The organism is Olsenella profusa DSM 13989, assembly GCF_030811115.1.
Lineage (GTDB): Bacteria > Actinomycetota > Coriobacteriia > Coriobacteriales > Atopobiaceae > Olsenella_F > Olsenella_F profusa.
In genome coordinates, this window is the sequence record NZ_JAUSQK010000001.1 from 2171183 (window position 1) to 2191852 (window position 20670).

A 20670-nucleotide genomic window follows, 5' to 3' on the forward strand; every position below is an offset into this window, starting at 1 on the left:
AGGCTAGTCCTCGGTTTTGATGCGTGCGGCCTTCCTGTTGGCATGGAACACCATGCGGAAGGTGCCAATCTGGACGGTGGAGCCATCACGAAGCACGGCCTTGCTGACGATTGCGCCGTCCACCCACGTGCCGTTGAGCGAACCGAGGTCCTCGATAGTGGCATAGCCCGACCCCATGCCCGAGAGGTCGATGCGGGCATGGTGGCGTGAGACCGTCATGTCATTGAGGAAGACCGCATTGGCAGGGTCGCGCCCCACCGTGATGAGGTCGCCATCGAGCTCGAGCACGGAGCCCGTCTGGGGACCCTTCACGATGGCGAGCGTCGGATACGCTGGTGGGACGGAAGTCATGAGATCGGGCGTCGTGGCATCGGTGGCAGGAACCCTGAAGATCTCCGTGGCATCCATGTCTGCCTTGTTGCCATTGGACTGCATGGGACGTCTCCCCTTTCGACTATGTCAACAAAACCTATGATAGCGTTCCTATCTGCATGCCACACAGCTCAACTCCACATGTGCGCCCTTGGGCAGACGTGAGACCTCCGCGACGCTACGTGCGGGCGCCGGCATGGCAAAGTGACGCGAGAAGCACTCATCCACCACCGGAAGGTCATCAAGACTCGTGAGGAGCACCGTTACCGTGGCAATGTCATTCAACGTGCAGTCGCACTCCTCAAGCAGCAGTGACGTGAGCTGCAGGGCACGCTCGAGCTCGGCCCGCGTGCCACCCTCCACGAGCGTGCCGGGATCGTGGACATCGAGACCCAGCTGACCTGCGGTAAAGATGAGGCGGCCGGCCGTGGTGCCAGCGGAGTAGCTGCCCTCGGCATCGGGAACGGCAGGTGCGTTGATGGCATACTTCATTGGTCATCCCTCTCGCAGGGACGCGCACGCTGGTTGGTGGCATAGACCAGACGCTCCAGCGCACTCTCGAGCACCTCGCGGGGACAGGCAAGGTTGAGGCGCACAAACCCCTCCCCACCCGTGCCAAAGAGGTATCCCCCCTCCGCGAAGACGGAGGCCTCCCCCTCCATGAAGTCCTCAAGCTCACGATCGGTCATTCCCCAGGCCCTGAAGTCGAGCCAGGCAAGGTAGGTGCCCTCAAGCGGCGCGATCCGCACGTCGGGCAGATAGCGCTCCACCATTCCCCTGAGCAGCTGGTAATTGCTCCAGATGACGGCAACGAGCTCGTCGAGCCACTCGTCACAGGCCGTGTAGGCCGCCGTGGTCGCAACGTAGGCAAGGGAGTTGAGTGAGTCCGTGCCGATCTCGGCCAGCCCCCGCCGGAAGCGCCTGCGCAGCTCCTCGTCGGTGATGAAGATCTGTGCGGACTGTATGCCCGTGATGTTGAAGGTCTTGGAGGGGGCGGTGCAGATGACGAGACGGTCGTACTCACCGCCCTCGGCAACCCGCATGAGGGCACTGTGCTTGTAGCCCGGCATGACGAGGTCGTCATGGATCTCGTCGGCAACGATTATGACGTCATGGGCGACGCATATGTCCAGGAGCCTCCTGAGCTCGACGGCACTCCATACCCTGCCTACGGGGTTATGCGGGCTGCACAGCACGAGCATCGTGTTGGCGGGATCCTTGACCAGCTCCTCGAGTCCCTCGAAGTCCATGGAATAGGCAAGCCCGCCATCCTGCGTCAGCTCGCGGCAAAGGGGGCTCTCCACGACGGTACGACCATTGTCCCTGATGGCGCGGGCGAACGGATAGTACACGGGAGGCTGGATGATGACGCCGTCCCGTGGCTCGGTGAGCGTGCGCACGGCCGTATAGATGGCGGGCACCACACCCGGCGTGTTCACGAGGGACGTCTTGTCGGGCTCCCAGCCGTGCCGGCGACTCTGCCAGCCCGTACAGGCGTCATAGAACTCCTCCGTGGGGGCAGGGTATCCGAGGGGCTGCTCGTCGAGATAGTCCTTGAGGGCCTTGGTGATGGGTGGCGCGGGCACGAACTCCATGTCCGCAACGGACAAAGGAACCACCTCGGGCGAGAGATCAGGCACCTTCCTCGCCATAGCCTCCCACTTTGCGGAACCATGATGGGCACGGCGCGGCAGGGTCGAGAAGTCATAGGACATAGCACTCTCCCTCCAAATGCAAAGGTAGAACGTGACAAACGTCTCAGCCCCATTGTAGGCGAGAGGTGGCATGCATGGGAATACTCAGCCCGCAAGACCACGTGCCCCGATGAAGTCCATACCCTCGCGCACCATACCAGAGGCACGCAGCTCCCCCTCCCCTATCGTCAGGCGATCGGGAACAGGGAGTTGTGAGAGCACCGCAGTCCTCCGCGCCATCCATGTGCGCAGGGCAGCGTGACCCACAGGCATCACGGAGCCAAACGAGAGCAGGCTCCGCCATATGGCGCGCGCATAGATGGGTGGCACCAGCACCAGATAGGCGGGCTGGGGAAGGTCAAGGGCACAGACGATGGTGGTGATGCGGCCGTCGAGGTCGAGGTTGGCAACCTCGCCAGCCAGGGGGAGCCGTTGGTGCACATCCCCTGGCACGTAGTCGGAAAGCACGGCAGGGGCAGTGGGGCCCGTGAGCGCGAGGGGTACGAGCGAGGCCGTCTCATCCGACATGGCAAGCCCATCGTACGGCCTCACGCCGTCTCGCTCGATGTGTGCCACAAAGCCCAACCACGAGAAGAGCACGTCCATGCGAGGGGAGGCATCGAGGATAAGGTATTCGGAGGCACCCGTACGCACGAGCAGCGGAACGGAGGCCACGCTGCCATCCCCCAGCAGGCAGGCCCCAAGGGCGCACGTCCCCACGGAAAGCCTGGGGCCCGCACATGCGGCCTCGCAGAACGCCTGGGCGGGAGCACCCGAGACAAGCCACATGCCCATGCCCGTAAGGTCGACGAGCGCGGCATCTACGTCAAAGGCCGCCAGCTCCACGTCCTCATCCGCATAGCGAACGGGACCCAGGAGCGCCCCCTCCTCTTGGATGAGACCACCCAAGAGCTCATGCTCCTGCCTGAGGACAGACGTTGCCATGCGTTCCCCCTATGCCGCCTCCACAGGCGCTGGGTAGAGCAGCGACATCACGAGGGGCTCGAACATGGAGACCTGATAGAGCCGCTTGCTTGCGCGGAACACCTGCGCGCAGGGGGCGACGCCATCCTGCGTCCACACGGTCACGCCGTAGATGCCGCCGGCATCCTGCAGCGTGCCCTCGGGAGGCATGTGCACCGTATAGGAGATGGGCTCGTCGGGCGAGAAGCGGCCGTAGACGTCGTACGAGCCCGTGATGGCCAACTTGCCATGGAAGCTCAGCGTGCTCGTGACCCATCGCACGGTCCGTGCCGCCTCGCTCATGCGCCGCCATGAGAAGTAATGCTCGTAGGCCCAGCTCATGAGCGCCTCCGTGTCCGCGAAGCGGCCGTCGTTGGTGGAGCAGCCCAAAACGCAGCTGTAGACGGAGACCGTACCATGCGTGGAGGCGCCTAAAAACGCCTTGCCGCTCTCGACGACCCCCGTCTTGATGCCCCTCAGCCCCGCATAGGTCTCCATGAGGTCATCGGTGGAGCGGAAGGTCCTCTGCTCTCCTCCCAGCGTGACGTCCACGGAACGCATGTGTACGGTCTGGGCGATGAGCGGGTAGTGCTCGAGGGCGTAGCGCCCCATGGTCACGAGGTCACGCGCACACGAGTAGTGGCCATCCTGGGAGAGGCCGTGCACATTGGCAAAGCGCGTGCCCGTCATGCCCAGCTCCCGTGCCTTCTGGTTCATGCGATCCACACAGGCGTCTATGGAGCCGAAGACGTTGATGGCAAGGTTGTCCGCCGCATCGTTGGCGGAATAGATGAGCATGAGCTGGAACAGCTGGCGCACGGTGACGCCATCGGCTGGCTTGAGCTCCGCAATCTGGGCGTCATCCTGATAGTCCCCACGTGTGATGGTCGCGGGGGCATCGAGGCTGGCGCCGGAGTCCAGAACGACCATCGCCGTCATGACCTTGGTGATCGAAGCCGGCTCCATCTGCTGGTCGGCGTTCCTCTCGAGGATGGTGTGACCCGCACCGTCGGAGACGAAGTAGCACTGTGCCTCGCTCACCTGGGGCTCTGGCACCTCAGCGGCATACGCGTAGGCGCGGGGCACCACGGCGACCGCCATGAGTGAGCACAGCGCGAAGGTGGCCAGTGCGATGCCGGCCCTCATCGGGACCCGCCCCCCTGGGACTCGAGGCACTTCCTGCGAATGGTGAGGCCCGTGCGCGTATAGACGACCGCCGTGATGAAGGACAGGACGCATCCCAGGTAGACGAAGAGCACGCCCACGCAGGAATCGGTGCCGTTGATGCCGGGCAACCAGACGGCACGGACGAGATGGAGCGCTGCAAGCGGCGGCCACTTGAGCAGCATGAGCACGAAGCCCGTCATGAGGACGGCCGTGGCGGCCTTGCCCACGTAGGCGACGTCGACGGGACGCTTGCGATAGCGTTGAAGCATCATCCCACCAATCAGGAGGTAGACGTCACGACCAATCACGAACACGGCCGTCCAGAGCGGGAGCTCGCCGGTCACCAAGAGTGCGAGAACGCCCGTGAAGAGCAGCACGCGATCCATCACGGGATCCATGACCTTGCCCAACCAGCTGACCGTCTGCGTACGGCGGGCCACCTGCCCATCGAGGAAGTCGGTGGCGGCTGCCACGGCATAGCAGGCAAGCGCGAGCGTTCGGTTGATATGCCGCACGAAGAGCACGAGGAACACGACCGTGAGGACGAGGCGGAGCATCGTGATTGCGTTGGCGGCCGTCAGCACCCGATGAGAGGGATTCCCCGAGGTGCCAAGGGGGGCCGTGATCGTCCCCGCGGCCTGCGCGCCAGCAACGGAGGGGTCGACGCCCATCATCACGCGTTCGGACAGCCGATGCGTAAGGCCATGTCTCACTTGTGTCACTGGCGTGTACCCCCTCGCTCGGCCTGCACCGCCCCACGCGTAGCCCTGCAGTCACGGTAGTACATCCTAGCGCAAAAGAAGGACGGCCCTCACGTGTCAGTCAGTCGTTTGCCAGAAGCCTCACCACGGCATCGCCCACGCGCTGCGTGCTGGCCGTGCCGCCAAGATCGGGCGTGAGCGTCTTCGCCTCGACCAGGAGTCGCTCGATGGCGTCGATGAGGCGCGCGCCCCACTGCGGGTGGCCCAGGTGATCCAAGAGCTGGCTGGCGGACCACACGGTCGCGAGCGGGTTGGCGATGCCGCGGCCCGCGATGTCGGGCGCAGAGCCGTGGACGGGCTCGAACATGGAGGGGAAGACCCGCTCGGGGTTGAGGTTGGCGCCAGCCGCCAGACCCATGCCACCAGCGATGGCGGCACCCAAGTCGGTAAGGATGTCACCAAAGAGGTTGGAGGCCACGACCACCTGGAAGCGCGCGGGGTCCCTCACCATGAGCATGGAGGCGGCGTCCACCAGGTAGGAATGGGTCTCCACATCGGCATACTCCTGCGAGAGCTCGTCGAAGATCTGATCCCAGAACACCATGGAATAGTTGAGGGCGTTGCCCTTGGAGATGCTCGTGAGCGACTGGTGCTTGGAACGGGCGAGCTCGAAGGCATAGCGCATGACGCGCTCCGTGCCGTAGCGCGAGAACACGCCATCCTGTATGACCACCTCACGCGGGGTGCCCCTGTAGAGCCATGCACCGTTGCCAGCGTACTCCCCCTCGGAGTTCTCGCGGATGAAGGTCATGTCCACATCCGCCTGGCTGACGCCCTTGATGGGACACGGGGCACCCCTGAGCAGGCGCACAGGGCGTACGTTCACATACTCGTCGAAGTCGTGACGGATGCGCAGCAGCAGGTCGCGCAGGGAGACGTGATCCGGCACGCCGGGATAGCCCACGGCGCCCAGGAAGATGGCGTCAAAGTGGCTGAGCGTGTCGATGCCATCGGCCGGCATCATCTCGCCCGTCCTGAGGTAGTGCTCACAGCCCCAGGGGAACTCCGTGAACTCAAGGGAGAAGCCACCGTCGTACGCCGCCACGGCATCGAGCACCTTGATTCCCTCGGCGATGACCTCGGGTCCGATGCCATCGCCGGGAATGAGTGCGACCTTGTGCGTCTTCATGGTGGCTCCCTTGGGGCTCGTGGGTTGGCGTGACATGCCACGGCCTCAGACGAGGGCGTCAACGGGCAGCGAGACCTGCCGGTACGTGACGCCACAGCGGTCAAGGACGAGGCGCGAGACCTCGGCACCCTCCGTGTCATGATACTTGTCGTCCAGGTAGACCACCTCACCGATGCCCGCTTGCACCAGGGTCTTCGCGCACTCCTGGCAGGGGAACAGCGTGACGTAGATGGTGCCGTCCTGCACGTCCTTGAGCGAACCGCGGTAGTTGAGGATGGCGTTGGCCTCGGCGTGGATCACGAAGTTGTGCTTGTCCTGGATGGAGTCGTCCGTGACGTCCCAGGGGAACTCCTCGTCGGAGAGTGCCTCCGGCGTGCCGTTGTAGCCTACGGAGAGGATGCGCTGGTTGGTGTCGGCGATGCAGGCACCCACCTGCGTCTGGGGATCCTTGCTGCGCAGGCTGGCGGCGTACGCCACCCGCATGAAGAACTCGTCCCACGTGATGGCGTCCTTGCGCTTGCCTGACATAGAGATACCTCCCAAAGAAAACGCCTCCGGGAGGGATTGTATCTCTGCACATGGTGACCCTCCCCTGCCATGGGGATCGTTTTCCCAATGGTTACGCGAGGCTAGCGATCCACGAGATAGTCGATGGAGAGGGGCTCCATGCCATAGACCGTGGCCTGCTCCGCCGTGGTGTGGATGGCGAGCGGCAGCGTCTCGTCTTCCGTGAAGTAGCGCGTGGAGAAGACGGCGGCGCCATCGTTGAGGTAGATCTCCAGCACGGAGGTATCCACGATGACGCGCAGGTCCCTGATGCCGTCCACGGCAGCGCGCCGTATGGCGCGCCCCTGCCCGGCAGTCGTGCCGGCATCGGTCCTGGCAAACCCGAGCGTCGCGATGCCATCCGCGACGGTGAGCGTGAGGAAGTCGCCGAACGTCATAGCGAGATCGCCCCTGATGCCTGAGACCACCACATCCGCCACCTTGGGGCAGAGCTCCGTGGCAAAGCCCGTGGCGGTGTGGCCCATCTCCTGTGAGCTCCTGCGCAGGTCATCGAACTCCTTGACGGGATGCTGCAGGATGAGGCCGGTCCGCGCATCGCGCGTGAGCTCGCGCGGCACCGTGAGGCAGCCCTTCCATGTGGTGGTGGGGTTGTCATAGGGACGCACGTCGTTGGCATCGTGCGGCAGGCTCATCCAGCCAATGAGGAGCGTGCGGCCCCGTTCGTCCACGAGCGTCTGGCAGGCATAGTAATCGAAGCCATGGTCCCAGTCGTGGAACGTGGAGGCATCGATGGCGGCGTGCGGGGCGTCCGCGCCCATGAGCCCCGTGTCCTGATGCATGACGTCCAGGATCGTGCCCTCCATCGGGAAGTAGCCGGCGGCATGCACGTTCTGGCAGGTGAGCTTGGAAGGGTCGTCGGGGTCGGAGGCCATGGCCATGCCCTGCGGACAGGTGCCCAGGTACTCCCGGCCGTCCAGCGCGATGCGATCGGGGCACTCCCACATGTAGCCGAAGGGCGTTCCGCCCAGGTTGGTGACGGAGCCCTCCATCGTCCAGACGAGGCCATCGGGCGAGGAGTAGCAGAGGATGGCGCCGCGGCTGTCCGCGCGCGTGCGGGCGCCGAGCATCATGTGCATGCTCCCGCCCTGGCTCCACACCTTGGGATCGCGCACGTGGCAGCTGCAGTAGGCCGGATAGGCGTCGTTGCGCATGACCACCGTCTTTGGTCCCAAGTTGATGCCGTTGTATGACTTGATGAGCGTCTGGTTGGCCAGGCGGCCGGAGTGGGTGCCATCGCCCTTGCCGTCACGGACGTTGCCCGTGTAGTAGAGCCAGAGCTCGTCGTCATGTATGTAGGCGCCGCCCGAATAGGACCCATCGCGGTCGCTTGGGCAGTCGGGCATGATGTGGCAGCCCAGGAAGGCCCAGTGCACAAGGTCACGACTGGTGAAGTGGCCCCACCCGTGGGGGCTGTCCGCATGGGGTGGGTAGGTGGGCGCATACTGGCTGAAGAAGTGATACGTCCCCCGGAACTGGTTGAGCCCGTTGGGGTCGCTCACCGACCCGTTGTGTGCCGAAAGGTGGAGCTTGGGACGCCAGGACTCGTTGCTCATGGGACGCTTCCCCTCTGTCGATGTCTAAGATGACCCCATCTTAGGGCCTCGGTGTGAGAACGATTCCATAATCTGTGCAGGCGGTACGCTTTTGCCGTTGGGAGAGGTGGCGCCCTTACGCCTGAGCACGAGGTAGGTGTTGAGGTCGCCGCCATGGCCATCCGCAGGGAAGGTGCCCACGGGCTGCGCCGAGGGAACGGCCCTCGTGAGCGCCCGCACCTCGTCATCGTCGACGTAATGGCAGAAGCGGTAGGCGCCCGGCTTGCCCTGCCAGCCGAGGAGGTAGTCGTTGGCACCCAGCTCGCCCTGCGCGAGACCCAGGGCGCCAAGCGCCCGCGCGGTGGTCGCGCGCGCCTTGGCGGCCAACGGGTCGGAGTCCATGAAGCGCCAGAGCGAGACGACGGCGAGCCCGCCGGGCCGCACCGCTGCCACGAGCGAGGAGAGCAGCCGCTCACGCGCGGCGGAGGTGGGCAGGTGGTGCATGAAGCCAAAGGAGACGGCCGCATCTGCCTCGGGGAGGCCCAGGTGCAGGGGACGCTCGAGCAGCGTGCGCGCCACGTCAGCCTCAACGAGGGGGGCATCGCCAGCGAGGGCCCTGCAGTTGTCCACGCCCACGTAGGAGAGCCGCGTGTGGGGCAGCCGCTCCTCCAGGAAGCGTCCCAGCCGTTGGTTGCCGCAGGCCACGTCCACCACGCCCAGCGACGGCGGGTCGGGTGGCAGCAGTTCCAGCAGGTGCTCCCAGCCCGGCCAGGCGGACTGACGCGTGGCCGAAAACGATGCGGCCTGCTCGCGGTAGAAGGCGGAGGTGAGCGTGACCATGCGTCGTGCGAGCCCAAGGCTCATGTCTGGGCATGTGGGCATGCCGTTCCCTCCCCGCTATACTGGGTGGCCATGGAAGAGCTGCTCCTGGACATAATCGCACACCTGCGCCGGCAGAAGGACCGCGCGCTCACCTCCCGTGAGCTCGAGGGCATCCTCATGGAGCACAACCGTGGCGTCGCGGGCCACGTGCGCCACGTTCACAAGCGGCAGCTCCTCCCCTACTACCTTCACGTGAAGGAGCAGGGGCACGACACGTGGCAGCGTTGGGGCGTTGACGCGGCACTGGAGGAGCGACTCCTCGCCACGCTGCGCCTGAAGCCACGGCACACCGCCTCGGGCGTGGCCACCATCACGGTGCTCACAAGGCCCCATCCCTGCTCGAGCGACTGCATCTACTGTCCTGCGGACCTGCGCATGCCCAAGAGCTATCTCGCGAGCGAGCCCGCCTGCCAGCGCGCCGAGCAGAACTTCTTCGACCCCTTCCTGCAGGTGTCCGCCCGCCTGCAGGCGCTCCACCAGATGGGCCACTCCGTGGACAAGGTGGAGCTCATCGTGCTGGGCGGCACCTGGAGCGACTACCCTCGGGACTACCAGCTGTGGTTCGTGAGGGAGCTCTTCCGTGCGCTCAACGAGTGGCCGTACCCCATGGAGGAGCTGCACGCGCGCGCTCGGGCCTATCGCGCGCTGGGGTTCTCCAACAGCCCGGACGAGTGCGTCCGGCGCGTGGCCGCGGAGCAGGCGCGCATCGATGCGGGCAAGGAGAGCTACAACCAGGGGTTCGCCCGTCTGTACGCTGGGCCTGACGGCTCCGGCGCCAAATTCCAGACCACCACGATGGAAGAGCTCGAACGCGAGCAGCGCCGCAACGAGACGGCAGCGCATCGCGTGGTGGGGCTGGTCATAGAGACGCGCCCCGATGCCATCACGCCAGAGCTGCTCACGCGCGCGCGGCGACTGGGCTGCACCAAGATCCAGATGGGCATCCAGTCCACGCGCCAGGAGGTGCTGGACGCCAACCACCGTGCGGCCACGGTCGCACAGGTCAAGCGGGCGTTCTCGCTCGTGAGGCTCTATGGGTTCAAGCTGCACACGCACCTTATGGCCAATCTCCTGGGTTCGACGCCCGATGGGGACAAGCGTGACTTCGAGGCCTTCGTGAGCGACCCCGGCTTTCTGCCGGACGAGATAAAGCTCTATCCCTGCGCACTTGTGGCGGGCACGCAGCTGGTGCGGGAGTACCGGCAGGGTCGTTGGCGCCCCTACAGCGAGGACGAGCTCATGGACGTGTTGGTGGCGGACATGCTGACCACCCCTTCCTACGTGCGCATATCGCGCATGATCCGCGACATCAGCGCCACGGACATCCTCGTGGGCAACAAGAAGACCAACCTACGCCAGATGGTCGAGGGGCGCATCCGTGCGGAGGGGCTTGCCGGCCGCGTGCGTGACATACGCTTTCGCGAGATTGCCCGCTCCGAGGTTGACCTGGGTGCGCTGACGATGGATGACGTGCACTACGAGACGGCCGTCTCCACGGAGCACTTCCTGCAGTGGGTGACGCCAGAGGGGCGCATTGTGGCCTTCCTGCGCCTCTCGCTTCCCCACTGGGACGAGCTTGCGGCGGGAGCGTTCGACGTGCGAGCCGAGGAGCTGCCCGTGCGGCCCGGCGAGGCCATGATCCGCGAGGTGCACGTGTATGGCAAGGCCGCGCACCTGGGGAAGTCCGACTCCAGCTCGCAACACCAGGGGCTGGGCCGGGCGCTTGTGGCTCGTTCCCGCCAGATTGCGCGCGATGCGGGCTATGTGCGCCTCAATGTGATCAGCTCCGTGGGAACGCGCGAGTACTACCGCCACCTGGGCTTCGAGGATGCGGGGCTGTACCAGCGGGTGGGGCTGTGACTAACACGAGCCGGGGGCTTCTTGCTTGGCAATGATTGCCTGGCCAATGCGATGGGGTATGCCAACGACCAGCGCATTGGCCAGGCAACATGCGCTTCATGCCGAGATGATCCACACTCTTGCACGGACGTCGTCTATTTGAGGGACATCACATATATCTGGCATGGATTTTCTTCGCCCCATAGCGTAGGAAGTACCTCAAACTCCTTAAATCCAAGTGAAATGTAGAATCGGTTGGTGGCGTCATACTCATCATACCTTCTCATCTGCACAGTCTTCACCTGGAGGAATGAGTACCCATGTGCCACTGCCATTTCCTTGGCCTCTTCAAAGAGCCTCTTCCCAATGCCCCGTCTGTGGTACTCCTTTAAGACCCCCATTACATGCAATTCAACCGTATCTTTTCCCGTTTCTCTCAAATAGATAAATCCTATGGGGCGATCCGCATCGTATGCCGCATAGAATGCATGGTTGGCACTCTCGTGTATATAGCTTTCCCGGGCTTCAGGAATGCCAAACCAATCAGGCAGGTCCTCCAATATCAAGCGTGTAACACGTTGCCTTTCGACTGCGTTCGTAACCTCCTTGATAACCACGTTCTCTATGCTCCTTAGATCAAGCGATCACCTAGGAAGTAGTATCGCTTCCCCACACCAGGCCTCTTAACTAGGCCTCTTATACGCCCCCAGTCCAAGGCTCCTTGTATACTGTGGGGAAATCCGCACTACAGATAAATGCCTGGCCCCTCTCGGCACGCTACCGTCTTCGGTAGGATGCCATGCCCAATCGAGCCCTTGAGGTAGTGTTGTACCTCTTTCCATGGTGCCCCAAAGCCGTTCTTGGTCAGCAGCGTCTCGACGAGCTTCTCGCTGCGTGGTAGTGCTACGCCATTGTCGGAAGAATCCTTTATGTAGCATATATGTTCGCCCAGCCCATTCATATCCTCACACAGGGGGTGTGGATACCGCAATGCCAGAGGCATGACGCAACAAAGATAATGTCGAATAAGCATTCCAGTCTCTTGCTCACAGCGTCTCGCAGACTGTAACACTGCGGTAAATGTGAGCTAGGCGTTCTTGGAACCAGGAAGTGGAGACCTCATATCCCAGCACCCTAACGCATGGCTGACCCTGCTGGGGAGGGATGACCCTCGTCCGGAGGGTGAGAGCACTGGGAGGACGAAGGCCCTTCCCAGCGCTCCTAGAGCATTACTATCACGATAGGCCACACACTATGTGCAAAGGCCTTTCCTTCCATTTCGCGCGTGGACAACTCCCTATAGAGGAAACAACAACTACCCCTGGAAGACGACGACGGCCCTCTGGTTCTTGACGCGCAGGAGCGCCGTCTCGAACACGCGGAAGTCGTGGTCGAGCTCGGAGGAACCGAGATAGCCCGTGATCATGTCCTGGCCGATGGCGAGGTCCATGTTCTGCTCGCCACAGGCCAGCAGAAGAGCCGTCTTGGTAGGCAGCACGGGAGTCTGGAAGATCTTGCCCTCGATGAGCGCCGCGATGCGCTTGCCCTCCAAGGTGCCCGTGCCGGGCTGGATCCTCTGCAGCTGGGCATAGACGTCAGGGCTCACGACCAGGGCCTTCTCGCCGTAGACCTGGCTCTCGAGCAGCGCCTGGAGGCCACCCGCCACGTCGGTGAACGCGTTCTCGCCCTCGGACCAGTCCCGCGCCTCGGCCTTCTGCGCCTCGGGCAGGCCGAGCAGGCCAGCGGTGCCATACTCCTCGTTGCCCAAGAAGATCATACGGTCCTCCTGAAGGGCGCAATCGGTTGCGGCGACGGAGACCTCGGAGTAGGACAGGGGAATGCCCATCCGCTCGGCCGCCTGGATCGCACGCCAGGATAGCGTGAAGTCGGCAGCGAGCATCGGAAGCTCCACGGCGCGTCTGCCGCCGTCCTGCGCGGTGGGCGCCTCGAGCATCTGTATGCCAGAGCCCAGTGGCCCGTAGATGTCGAGGAACTTCCTGCCCGTCAGCACGGCCTTGGCCGCCGCGATGACCTTCGCGTCGACCTCATCCCACTGCACATCCGTGAGCTTGCTGTCATCCCTCATGAGGTAATCCATGACGCTGTCCCCCTAATCCTTGAGGCTGCCGATGGTGCTGGCGCCATCGGAGCCGTTCGTGTCGCTACCCTCTAGGACCTGGGGAAGCTCGACGGGCTTGATGCCCAGGTCGTCGAGCATCTCCTGAACCTCCTGGGTGCCCGCGTCGTACTGGACGCCCTCTTGGGGGTCAAGGTACTTCAGGAGCGTGAGCAGCTCGCCCATGTGGGCCTTCTCCTCATCCCTGATGTCGGCAAGGACGGCCTTCGCCACAGGGTCATCCGTCGCCTGCACGTGGGCGTCGTAGCCATAGATGGCCTCGAGCTCGCCCGAGAGGTCGGCCCTGATTGCCTGTATAAGCTCCCCCTTGTTCATCTTGCGTTCAACGTTTGCGGAAAAAGGATTTCCAAACATCGTGTACCGCTCCCTTCGACGTGGTGTGCGAGTTATCCCATTATAGCTGCAACTGATATACATTCTCAATATAATAGGCACGTCGATGGATGGTGAGTCCCGTGTCACCACAGGGTGGCATAGTCTCTTTGTTGACCACATGGACGATTTGAGCGGAGCCTACCTCTTCGCCGACTTGGTTACGCCCACCAAGTTTCCGTCTCCGTCCTACCTGGGTAAGACGTGGACGCCTTGCATGAAGACGGCTGGAGTCATCAGCGTGTCTGGTGCTAAGCTGCGCTTTCACGATCTGCGTGACATCTTCGCCACGCGGACCCTCACCCCGGCATTGACATCGTGACTGTCACATCCATCCTCGGTCATCGTGACACGTCCACCACCCTTTGTCATTACGCTCGTTGGATGCCAAACGCCACCGTCCCTGCCATGGAGAAAATGGATGGCGTCGTAGGCGGATCCTCGTAACGCCCGTGTACCATAGGAAATGTTCTCCTCCACACAGAGAAAGGGCACCCTCATGGACGTTCCTCCTCTGTATTGCCCCCGCTGGGGGCGAAAGTCAAGCGGGGCGCGGTCGCCTTTGGCGACCGCGCTGGCACAAGCAAGGGTTGTAGCATGCCCTATCGCAGAAACAGCGTTGTGCATCGTCAATCGTCCTCCGGCAGAGCCATAATCCAATTCAGCCAGCTGATGACGGTCGTGGCGCGCCTGACCACGGTGGCGCCGTTGTTGCACACATTCAGCTCTAGCATTACTTCGATGACGTCACTTTTCTCAGGCATCGTGCCACTCCTGAATGCGATGCCGAACAAACGGTGGAATATCTCATGTTTGAACATGAGGGCAACATAGGCAAGCTGACGGTCACGATATCTGAAGTCAAGTATCGCCTCTGCTAGCGGCGTCAGCTTCACATGTCCGCGCTCGCTCCGGTCAAACAGACCAAGATATTGGCCAGCCGATGGGTAGTATGCCGCTTGCCTCGGAACGTAGCCGATGAACTCGGCCACGTCACTCGCGAGCATATCCCCGCCCTCGGCTTTGACACGCTCCAAGAGCGCTAGGACGATTTCGAAGCGATCCGCTTGGATAAACTGAATGGGTGCCGTTGCTTGGTTGTCATCCGTCTCGACCGCTGTGCGCTCCCAGGTCTCCCTCAGGTCTGACCACGAGATGGCTACATCCTCGAACGTATACGCCTGAGTCCTTATGTGTTGGATGGACGAGAAGTTACTTGGATCCCAGAATTCATACTCATGCAGGTAATATGTGAGATTTGTGTATTGGGAGAACACAAGGCGAATGGGTTTTCTGACCATGTTGAGATACTTGCGATACGGAAAGTAGAACTGGCGCACGTTAAAGTCGTTGTGGATGACGTTCTTGGCCTCCAAGATAACCACCGAGCGCTCGGACTCGAAGCCGCCATCAATTTCAAGCTGGGCAGCATGCACGTCTATGGTCAGAAAGCCACCGTCAGCAACCTCGACATCAAAGACGAAGTCATTGGTTCCCATCCGCCCGTTGAAGGTCTCGATCAGCCATTCCTCATCAAGGAACTCCTCGAGCGTCCTGCTGGCAATGAGCGCATTGATGGCATTGGCTTCACTCGTCAGGCCATCGATACACAAGGTCTCAAAGTCTGGAAGACTAATCGGCAGCGGCCGAATGCCTGTCATGTCTGGAAAAGGCTCATACAGGTTGAACGTTCCGAGCACGTAGGAGTGCCGCGTGTTGGGAAGCACATCAATGCCGCGATCTTTCAAGGGCTTTGCTACGTTGACCGAGGTGTCGAACTTGGTCATGAGCCTTGGCTCACGATATTCCTTGATGGCGGATGCCTCAATCACATAAAAGCCATCCTCATGGATGGCCCTCAATATCTGGGGATTATCATCGAGAATAAGCCCCCATGCTTGGTCAGTCTTGCCCTCAGCCACTGATAAGCACCTCATTCACAGCGCCACGCCTGTCACCACGCGAATTAATGGCACGCTTCGCCTTGACCGTCCTAATGTTGAAACCCTTGTACAGGTTGCGGATTTCCTCGCAGTCGCTGTTCGACTGCAAGAAGGCGATGCCCGCATTCCGAAGCTTGATACACTCGCCACGTAGGCGCTCCTGTTCCTCAAAGCCGAAGCCCCCCTGCGTATAGCCCGTGAATGCCGAGGTAGCAGTGATGGGCATATACGGAGGATCGAGATAGACAAATGCTCCCTTGGGTAAGTCAACCAAGCAGTCGGCATAGTCTCCGCATCGAATGTCGATATCCCCTTGGAGATATATCGACATCGCATGGATACCAGGCTCATTGACGATGTTGGGATGCTTGTAGCGCCCATACGGGGCATTGAGCTGACCTGCGGAATTGACTCTGAACAAACCATTGAAGCATGTCTTGTTGAGATAGATGATCCGCGCCGCCCTCTGCACATCTGTCAAATCGTCAAAGGCATCTGTGCGGTCGACGCCTCGGACCTCATAGAAGTAGTCGCTGGCGTCATTCCGCTCATGCTCGCACAGCAGCTCCAGCAATGCGTCGGGCTCATCACGCACAACACGGTAGACGTTGACTAGCTCCTTGTTGAAGTCGTTGATGCGGGCGTGCCTTGGTTGCTTATACAACAAAACCGCAGCTCCACCTACAAATGGTTCCACATACAATGATGGGTTGTTCGGGACAAGCGGCGCAATATCATCAAGGAGCTGGCTCTTTCCACCAGCCCACTTCAATACCGGCTTCAGCATCGCGTTACGCTTCATGTAACACCCCCGTCTCTTTTCACCTGCATTTATACGTGCTTTTAGAATCTCATCTGGGATTATAAGTCTTGTAATTGCGCATCATGGCTCCCAAGCTCGCGCATAAGGGCAGCTAATTTGTGTCGCGCCCCCGTCGCACAATCGGTGCCGCAGGGCGAGGGCGTCGAGAGGGGCTGGGCGGCATGACGAGCATGAGCGCGCGGATGGTGGCGGCGGCGGACGGCGGCGACGGGGACCTCCTGTCCTGGGTCGCGAGGTACGGGGACGAGGCGTCGTGCGAGGAGGGGCTGATGCGGCTGCGCTTCCCGGGCGGCTGGGTCTGCCCGAGGTGCGGCAACCGCAGGTGCAGCCCCGTAGCGGGCAGGCCGAGGAAGCGGCAGTGCACCCGCTGCAGGCTCCAGTTCTCGGTGACCTCCGGGACCCCGATGCAGGGCTCGATGTTGATATTCACTAAGAAGTGACGCAGATGAGCATCGGTTCTTGAGCACCGTGGTCATCGAAAAATGAGCAGTTCGGTCATGTTCTGGCCGTGCCCCGAGCGTCGGGGGCACGGCCAGAACTATGTTTCCCTTCGGGCGGCGACTTTGGCGAGAACCCCGCCCCGGGAAGGAAGGAGAAATGACCGTGTCCCTCGACGAGCAAGAGGATATCAGGAGGATGGACAGAGATGGGGTGCCAAGGGCGCAGATAGCGCGCAAGATGCACCTGAGCCGTAACACCGTCGCGAAGTACGCGGACAGGCAGGACATGTCGCCGGAGCCCCCGGTACCCCGCGAGAGGGCCCACCTGGCCACCGACGCGATAGCCGCCTGGATCGACTCGGTCCTCGAGGCCGACCTGTCCGCGCCGAAAAAGCAGCGCCACACGGCCAGGAGGATCTACGACCGGGCCGTGGCCGAGAGGGGCTACGCGGGGTCGTACTCCTCGGTGAGGCGGCACGTGGCGAGGTGGAAGGAGGAGCATGCCACCGGACCGCGCGAGGGCTACCTGGAGCTCGAGTGGGCACCGGGCACGGCCCAGGTCGACTTCGGCAGCTTCGAGGCCGTGATAGCCGGCGCTCCCGCTGCGCTGAAGCTGCTGGTCGCGACCTTCCCGCACTCCAACGCCCGCTTCTGCGTCGCGCTTGCTTGCGAGAGGGCGGAGGTCTTCTGTGCCGGGCTCCGGATGATATTCGAGTGGGCGGGGCGCGCCCCGCGCACGCTCGTGCTCGACAACGCCACCGAGGCCGGCAGGATGGCCTCCGGCAAGATCGTGGAGCCGAGGCTCTTCTCGCAGTTCAGGGCCCACTACCGCTGCGAGAGCCGCCACCGCGACCCCACTCGGGGAACGAGAAGGGCTCGGTGGAGAACGCCGTGGGCTTCTTGCGCCGCGACCTGCTCGCGCCGGTACCCGAGGCGGCCTCGCCGGACGGGCCCAGCGAGGTGCTGCACGAGGGCTGCGAACGGATCGACGGGCGATCGGAGGGCAGGGAGGGAAAGCCCACGCGCGAGGCGTTCGCCGAGGACCTCGCCGGCATGCTTGCCCTGCCCGGCGTGCCCTTCGACGCCGTGCGGTGGCAGAGGGCCAAGTCGGACAGGCGCGGCTACGTGCGCATCGACGGCGACCCCTGCTGTGCGGGACCCGCCTGGCACGACCGGGAGCTCGTGGTCGGCGTGCGCGCCGAGACGGTGGAGGTGCTAGCGGACCGCGGCAGGCACGTCGCGACGCTGCCAAGGAGCTTCGGGCAGGGAGAGGCCGTGCGAAACCCCGCCTCGCCCATGCCGGCCCTCGTCGCGAGGCCCCGCGCCTCTGGCGAGTCCGTCATCAGGCGCGATATGCCGCAGGGCCTGGCAGACGCCATAGACCGGCTGGACAAGGCCGGCAGAAGGCAGGCGCTCCGCGTGCTCGGCAAGTGCGCCGAGGTGTCCGGGTTCGAGGCGGCCTGCGAGGCCGAGGAGCGCATTCTCGCAAGCGGCAGAATCCCCGACGAGGCATCGGCCGACATGCTCGCCAGGCGCATCGCGGCAGGCGGACGCGAGGAGTGCGCGGGGCCCGACCTCTCCGTCTACGACGGCTTCCTCGGAAGGGAGGCGATCTGAGTTGGGAGCGGCGGATGCCCTCGCGGAGAGGGTCGTCGCCGCCGGCAGGCGCTGCTCCCTCACCAAGTCGGTGCTCGCGGAGTGGGCCAGGAGCGGCACGCCCCGGCAGGTCGAGTACCTGGCCGGCTATCTCGAGGCCGAGTGCGCGAGCCGCGACGCGTCGAAGCGGGCGAACCTCCTGAGAAGGTGCGCCCTTCCACAGGCCAAGACCTTCGAGGACTACGAGTGGGGGCAGATAGCGTGGCCGGAGGGGTTCGGCAGAGACGACCTGCTCTCGCTCCCCTTTCTGGACGCCCGCGAGGACCTCGTGCTCATGGGGGACGTGGGCACCGGCAAGACCCACATGGCCGAGGCCCTGTGCGCGCTCTGCTGCCAGGACGCCCGCCCCGCCCGCCTCCTCGCCGCGTCGTCTCTGGTGACGGGGCCCGGGCGCGCCCGCGACGACGGCAGGCTCGATCGCGAGCTCGCCCAGATCGGGAAGGCCGAGCTCCTGGTCATAGACGAGCTGGGCTTCCTGCCGCTGGACGCCGACGGGGCGAGGCTGCTGTTCCAGGTGGTCTCGCAGGCCTACGAGGCTCAGTCCGTGGTCTTCACCACCAACCTCGAGTTCTCCAAGTGGGGCGCCGTCTTCGGCGACGACCAGATGGCAGCGGCCGTGATAGACCGCGTCGTGCACCACGGCAGGCTGCTCAAGTTCAAGGGTGAGTCCTACCGTGTGAGACACGCCCTCATGCAATAGAGGGCTGCTCAGAAATCCCGCTCAGGACCGGTGCGCAAAGTGCTCAGAAATTAATGACCATTCGGGGCCGGTACCGCTTTTCCGTACCTTGCTGCTAGGCTGCGAGGCCCAAGCTCTGCCTGTATTGTAGGGGGCTCATCGAGCCCAGCGAGCGCTTGATCCTCGTCTTGTTGTAACGCTCTATATAGGCGTCTATCCTCTCCTTGAGCTCATCCAACGTGACGCCCGCCCAGTCCCTGCCATAGAGCATCTCGACCTTCATGGTGCCGAAAAAGCCCTCCATGCGGGAGTTGTCAGGGCTGCACCCCTTGCGCGACATGGAGCGCATGATGCCGGCCTTCTCGCAGATGGAGATCCACTCGGGCCAGCGGTAGTGGCAGCCGCAGTCCGAATGGATCACGAGATGGCGGCGCTCCTCGTCTGTCGTAGTGGCCAAAGCCGCCTTGAGCATGGAGTTGGCCATCTCGGCGTTGGGCGAGGTCGAGGTCGTCCAGCTTACGATGGCGCCGTCGAAGCAGTCCAAAACCGGGCTCAGATAGAGCTTGCCGGCCGGTATCGAGAGCTGCGTGACGTCGGTGAGCCATAGGAAGTTGGGAAGTCCGGCTTCGAAGTCCTGGCAGACCTTGTTGCCGGGGTGTTCCGAGACCTCGCCCTTGTAGGAGCTGTAGGCCTTCCCGGGCTTTGCCTTGCCGTGCGCCTCGAGCTTCTCCTCAGCCATTATTCGCCCTATCCTGCGCTCGCCGATGACATGTCCTCGTGCCTCGAGCTCGTCGTGGATGCGGCGCCTTCCGTAGGCGCCGTCGTTGGCGTTGAAGACGGCGCAGACCAGCTCCCGCGCCCCGGCGTCCCTGTCCCCGGCGGCGATGGCCGAGAGTTGGTACTGGTGGCTCGATCGGGCCATGTCGAGCGCCGAGAGAAGCTCGCACAGCCTCCATTTGGGGCGCAGCGACTCAATCAGCAGAGTCTTCTCCCTGTTCGTGAGCTCGTTTGCCGGGTCGGCGCCCGTCCCTTTTCCCAGGATCTCGAGGGCGCCCTCCAGGATGTCGCGCTTGAGCTCGAGTTGGCGCAGCTCTTTCTCGAGTTCGGCCTTCCTGGCCTCGAGGGCATCTATTTCTGTCTGCGTGACGGGAGCCGCTCTGGCGGCTCCGGCGTCGGACGCGCCATTTGAGACGGCGTTGCTTGTGTCGGGCATCGGGGGCTCCTTCTCAGGCAATAGCTCTCGCTTCCACTTGTAGAGGGTACAACGCGTGGAGCCGACCTCGTCGGCGATCTGTTGCGCGCTTCCGGCTCGTCTGACAAGCGCTGTCACGGCTTTCTGCTTCTCTTCGAGAGTGAACGTCCTGGGCTCGGCTGTCCGCCTCTCGCCAGGTGCCAGCTCGTCTATCCACTCTCTGAGCTTTTGCGTACTTCCGGGGTATCCCAGCTCGCGTCTCGTATAGGCGTTGCAGCGGCCGTGCTCCAGATAGTGGTTGACGGCGGCCCGCCTTTGCCCTTCTGAGTAGCGTTCTAGGTTGCGCCCCCTGAGCGCGCCTCCGTTGTCCTGCCATTCCCGATACCATCCTACAAGCTGTGCCCGGCTTGGATATCCCAACTCGCGTATCGTAGCCGTGGCTTTAAAACCATACTTGATATAGAGCTCGACCGCTCTTGTCCTCTGCTCAAGGGAGTACACGCCATCCTCCAAACATCATCG

General features: G+C 63.1%; 20 protein-coding genes and 1 pseudogene. 5 read left to right on the plus strand and 16 right to left on the minus strand.

Annotation, left to right across the window (positions count from 1 at the left end; translation table 11 throughout):
• Positions 1–3: 3 nt before the first annotated feature.
• The 10 genes from J2S71_RS10060 to J2S71_RS10105 form a co-directional block, all read right to left on the minus strand.
• Entirely contained in the window at positions 4–435 is a 432-nt protein-coding gene (locus J2S71_RS10060; RefSeq protein WP_021726960.1) for an FHA domain-containing protein, read from the minus strand.
• A 48-nt stretch (positions 436–483) separates the two neighbouring features.
• The gene (locus J2S71_RS10065) at positions 484–864 is read right to left on the minus strand and encodes a Rid family hydrolase (RefSeq protein WP_021726975.1); all 381 of its coding nucleotides are present in this window, start codon (positions 862–864) and stop codon (positions 484–486) included.
• Positions 861–2087, minus strand: coding sequence for a MalY/PatB family protein (locus J2S71_RS10070; RefSeq protein WP_307391451.1), 1227 nt, complete (start codon positions 2085–2087; stop codon positions 861–863). The genes J2S71_RS10065 and J2S71_RS10070 overlap by 4 nt, the downstream gene beginning before the upstream one ends.
• An 84-nt stretch (positions 2088–2171) precedes the next feature.
• Positions 2172–3011 carry an aminomethyltransferase family protein gene (locus J2S71_RS10075; RefSeq protein WP_021727006.1) on the minus strand — a complete coding sequence of 280 codons (840 nt, stop codon included), beginning with the start codon at positions 3009–3011 and terminating at the stop codon, positions 2172–2174.
• A 9-nt stretch (positions 3012–3020) separates the two neighbouring features.
• The gene (locus tag J2S71_RS10080; RefSeq protein WP_021726969.1) at positions 3021–4175 is read right to left on the minus strand and encodes a D-alanyl-D-alanine carboxypeptidase family protein; all 1155 of its coding nucleotides are present in this window, start codon (positions 4173–4175) and stop codon (positions 3021–3023) included.
• Entirely contained in the window at positions 4172–4918 is a 747-nt protein-coding gene (locus tag J2S71_RS10085) for a CDP-alcohol phosphatidyltransferase family protein (protein WP_021726982.1), read from the minus strand. The genes J2S71_RS10080 and J2S71_RS10085 overlap by 4 nt, the downstream gene beginning before the upstream one ends.
• A gap of 100 nt (positions 4919–5018) precedes the next feature.
• Positions 5019–6086, minus strand: a complete 1068-nt coding sequence (locus J2S71_RS10090) for a tartrate dehydrogenase (protein WP_307391456.1) — start codon at positions 6084–6086, stop codon at positions 5019–5021.
• 45 nt (positions 6087–6131) lie between these two features.
• Positions 6132–6614 (minus strand): deoxycytidylate deaminase, encoded by a 483-nt coding sequence (locus J2S71_RS10095; protein ID WP_021726997.1) that lies wholly within the window; start codon positions 6612–6614, stop codon positions 6132–6134.
• A gap of 101 nt (positions 6615–6715) precedes the next feature.
• Positions 6716–8206, minus strand: coding sequence for a glycoside hydrolase family 32 protein (locus J2S71_RS10100; RefSeq protein ID WP_307391459.1), 1491 nt, complete (start codon positions 8204–8206; stop codon positions 6716–6718).
• Between the two features lie 24 nt (positions 8207–8230).
• Positions 8231–9067, minus strand: coding sequence for a class I SAM-dependent methyltransferase (locus J2S71_RS10105; RefSeq protein ID WP_021726967.1), 837 nt, complete (start codon positions 9065–9067; stop codon positions 8231–8233).
• Positions 9068–9097: 30 nt separating this feature from the next.
• On the opposite strand from J2S71_RS10105, the gene J2S71_RS10110 reads away from it, so the two are divergent.
• Positions 9098–10927 (plus strand): elongator complex protein 3, encoded by a 1830-nt coding sequence (locus J2S71_RS10110; protein WP_307391462.1) that lies wholly within the window; start codon positions 9098–9100, stop codon positions 10925–10927.
• Positions 10928–11061: 134 nt separating this feature from the next.
• On the opposite strand, the gene J2S71_RS10115 is transcribed toward J2S71_RS10110, so the two are convergent.
• The 5 genes from J2S71_RS10115 to J2S71_RS10135 all read right to left on the minus strand — a co-directional run bounded on the left by J2S71_RS10115 (position 11062) and on the right by J2S71_RS10135 (position 16160).
• Complete coding sequence (locus J2S71_RS10115) at positions 11062–11523, minus strand: GNAT family N-acetyltransferase (RefSeq protein ID WP_021726937.1); 462 nt, start codon at positions 11521–11523, stop codon at positions 11062–11064.
• A gap of 698 nt (positions 11524–12221) precedes the next feature.
• Positions 12222–13004: a family 1 encapsulin nanocompartment shell protein gene (locus tag J2S71_RS10120; RefSeq protein WP_307391465.1), complete on the minus strand. Its 783-nt coding sequence runs from the start codon at positions 13002–13004 to the stop codon at positions 12222–12224.
• A gap of 12 nt (positions 13005–13016) precedes the next feature.
• A complete protein-coding gene (encB, locus tag J2S71_RS10125; protein WP_503122926.1) occupies positions 13017–13538 on the minus strand; it encodes an encapsulin nanocompartment ferritin-likeEncB family encapsulin nanocompartment ferritin-like cargo protein cargo protein in 522 nt (173 codons plus the stop codon).
• Between the two features lie 506 nt (positions 13539–14044).
• The gene (locus J2S71_RS10130) at positions 14045–15337 is read right to left on the minus strand and encodes a type II restriction enzyme (RefSeq protein ID WP_307391471.1); all 1293 of its coding nucleotides are present in this window, start codon (positions 15335–15337) and stop codon (positions 14045–14047) included.
• Positions 15330–16160 (minus strand): DNA adenine methylase, encoded by an 831-nt coding sequence (locus J2S71_RS10135; protein WP_307391475.1) that lies wholly within the window; start codon positions 16158–16160, stop codon positions 15330–15332. Before J2S71_RS10135 ends, J2S71_RS10130 begins: the two co-directional genes overlap by 8 nt.
• A 182-nt stretch (positions 16161–16342) precedes the next feature.
• Between J2S71_RS10135 and J2S71_RS10140 the strand changes: the two genes are divergently transcribed.
• From J2S71_RS10140 to istB, 4 genes and pseudogenes are all read left to right on the plus strand, one after another.
• Complete coding sequence (locus tag J2S71_RS10140; protein ID WP_307391477.1) at positions 16343–16621, plus strand: transposase; 279 nt, start codon at positions 16343–16345, stop codon at positions 16619–16621.
• A 196-nt stretch (positions 16622–16817) separates the two neighbouring features.
• Positions 16818–17480: pseudogene (gene istA, locus J2S71_RS12365) on the plus strand (IS21 family transposase); the annotation flags it as partial.
• Positions 17481–17512: 32 nt separating this feature from the next.
• Positions 17513–18238, plus strand: a complete 726-nt coding sequence (locus J2S71_RS10145; RefSeq protein WP_307391480.1) for a Mu transposase domain-containing protein — start codon at positions 17513–17515, stop codon at positions 18236–18238.
• Position 18239: 1 nt separating this feature from the next.
• On the plus strand, positions 18240–18977 hold the full coding sequence (istB, locus tag J2S71_RS10150) for an IS21-like element helper ATPase IstB (RefSeq protein ID WP_307391484.1): 738 nt from the start codon (positions 18240–18242) through the stop codon (positions 18975–18977).
• A gap of 94 nt (positions 18978–19071) precedes the next feature.
• On the opposite strand, the gene J2S71_RS10155 is transcribed toward istB, so the two are convergent.
• Positions 19072–20661: an IS3 family transposase gene (locus J2S71_RS10155; protein ID WP_307387982.1), complete on the minus strand. Its 1590-nt coding sequence runs from the start codon at positions 20659–20661 to the stop codon at positions 19072–19074.
• Positions 20662–20670 lie beyond the last annotated feature (9 nt).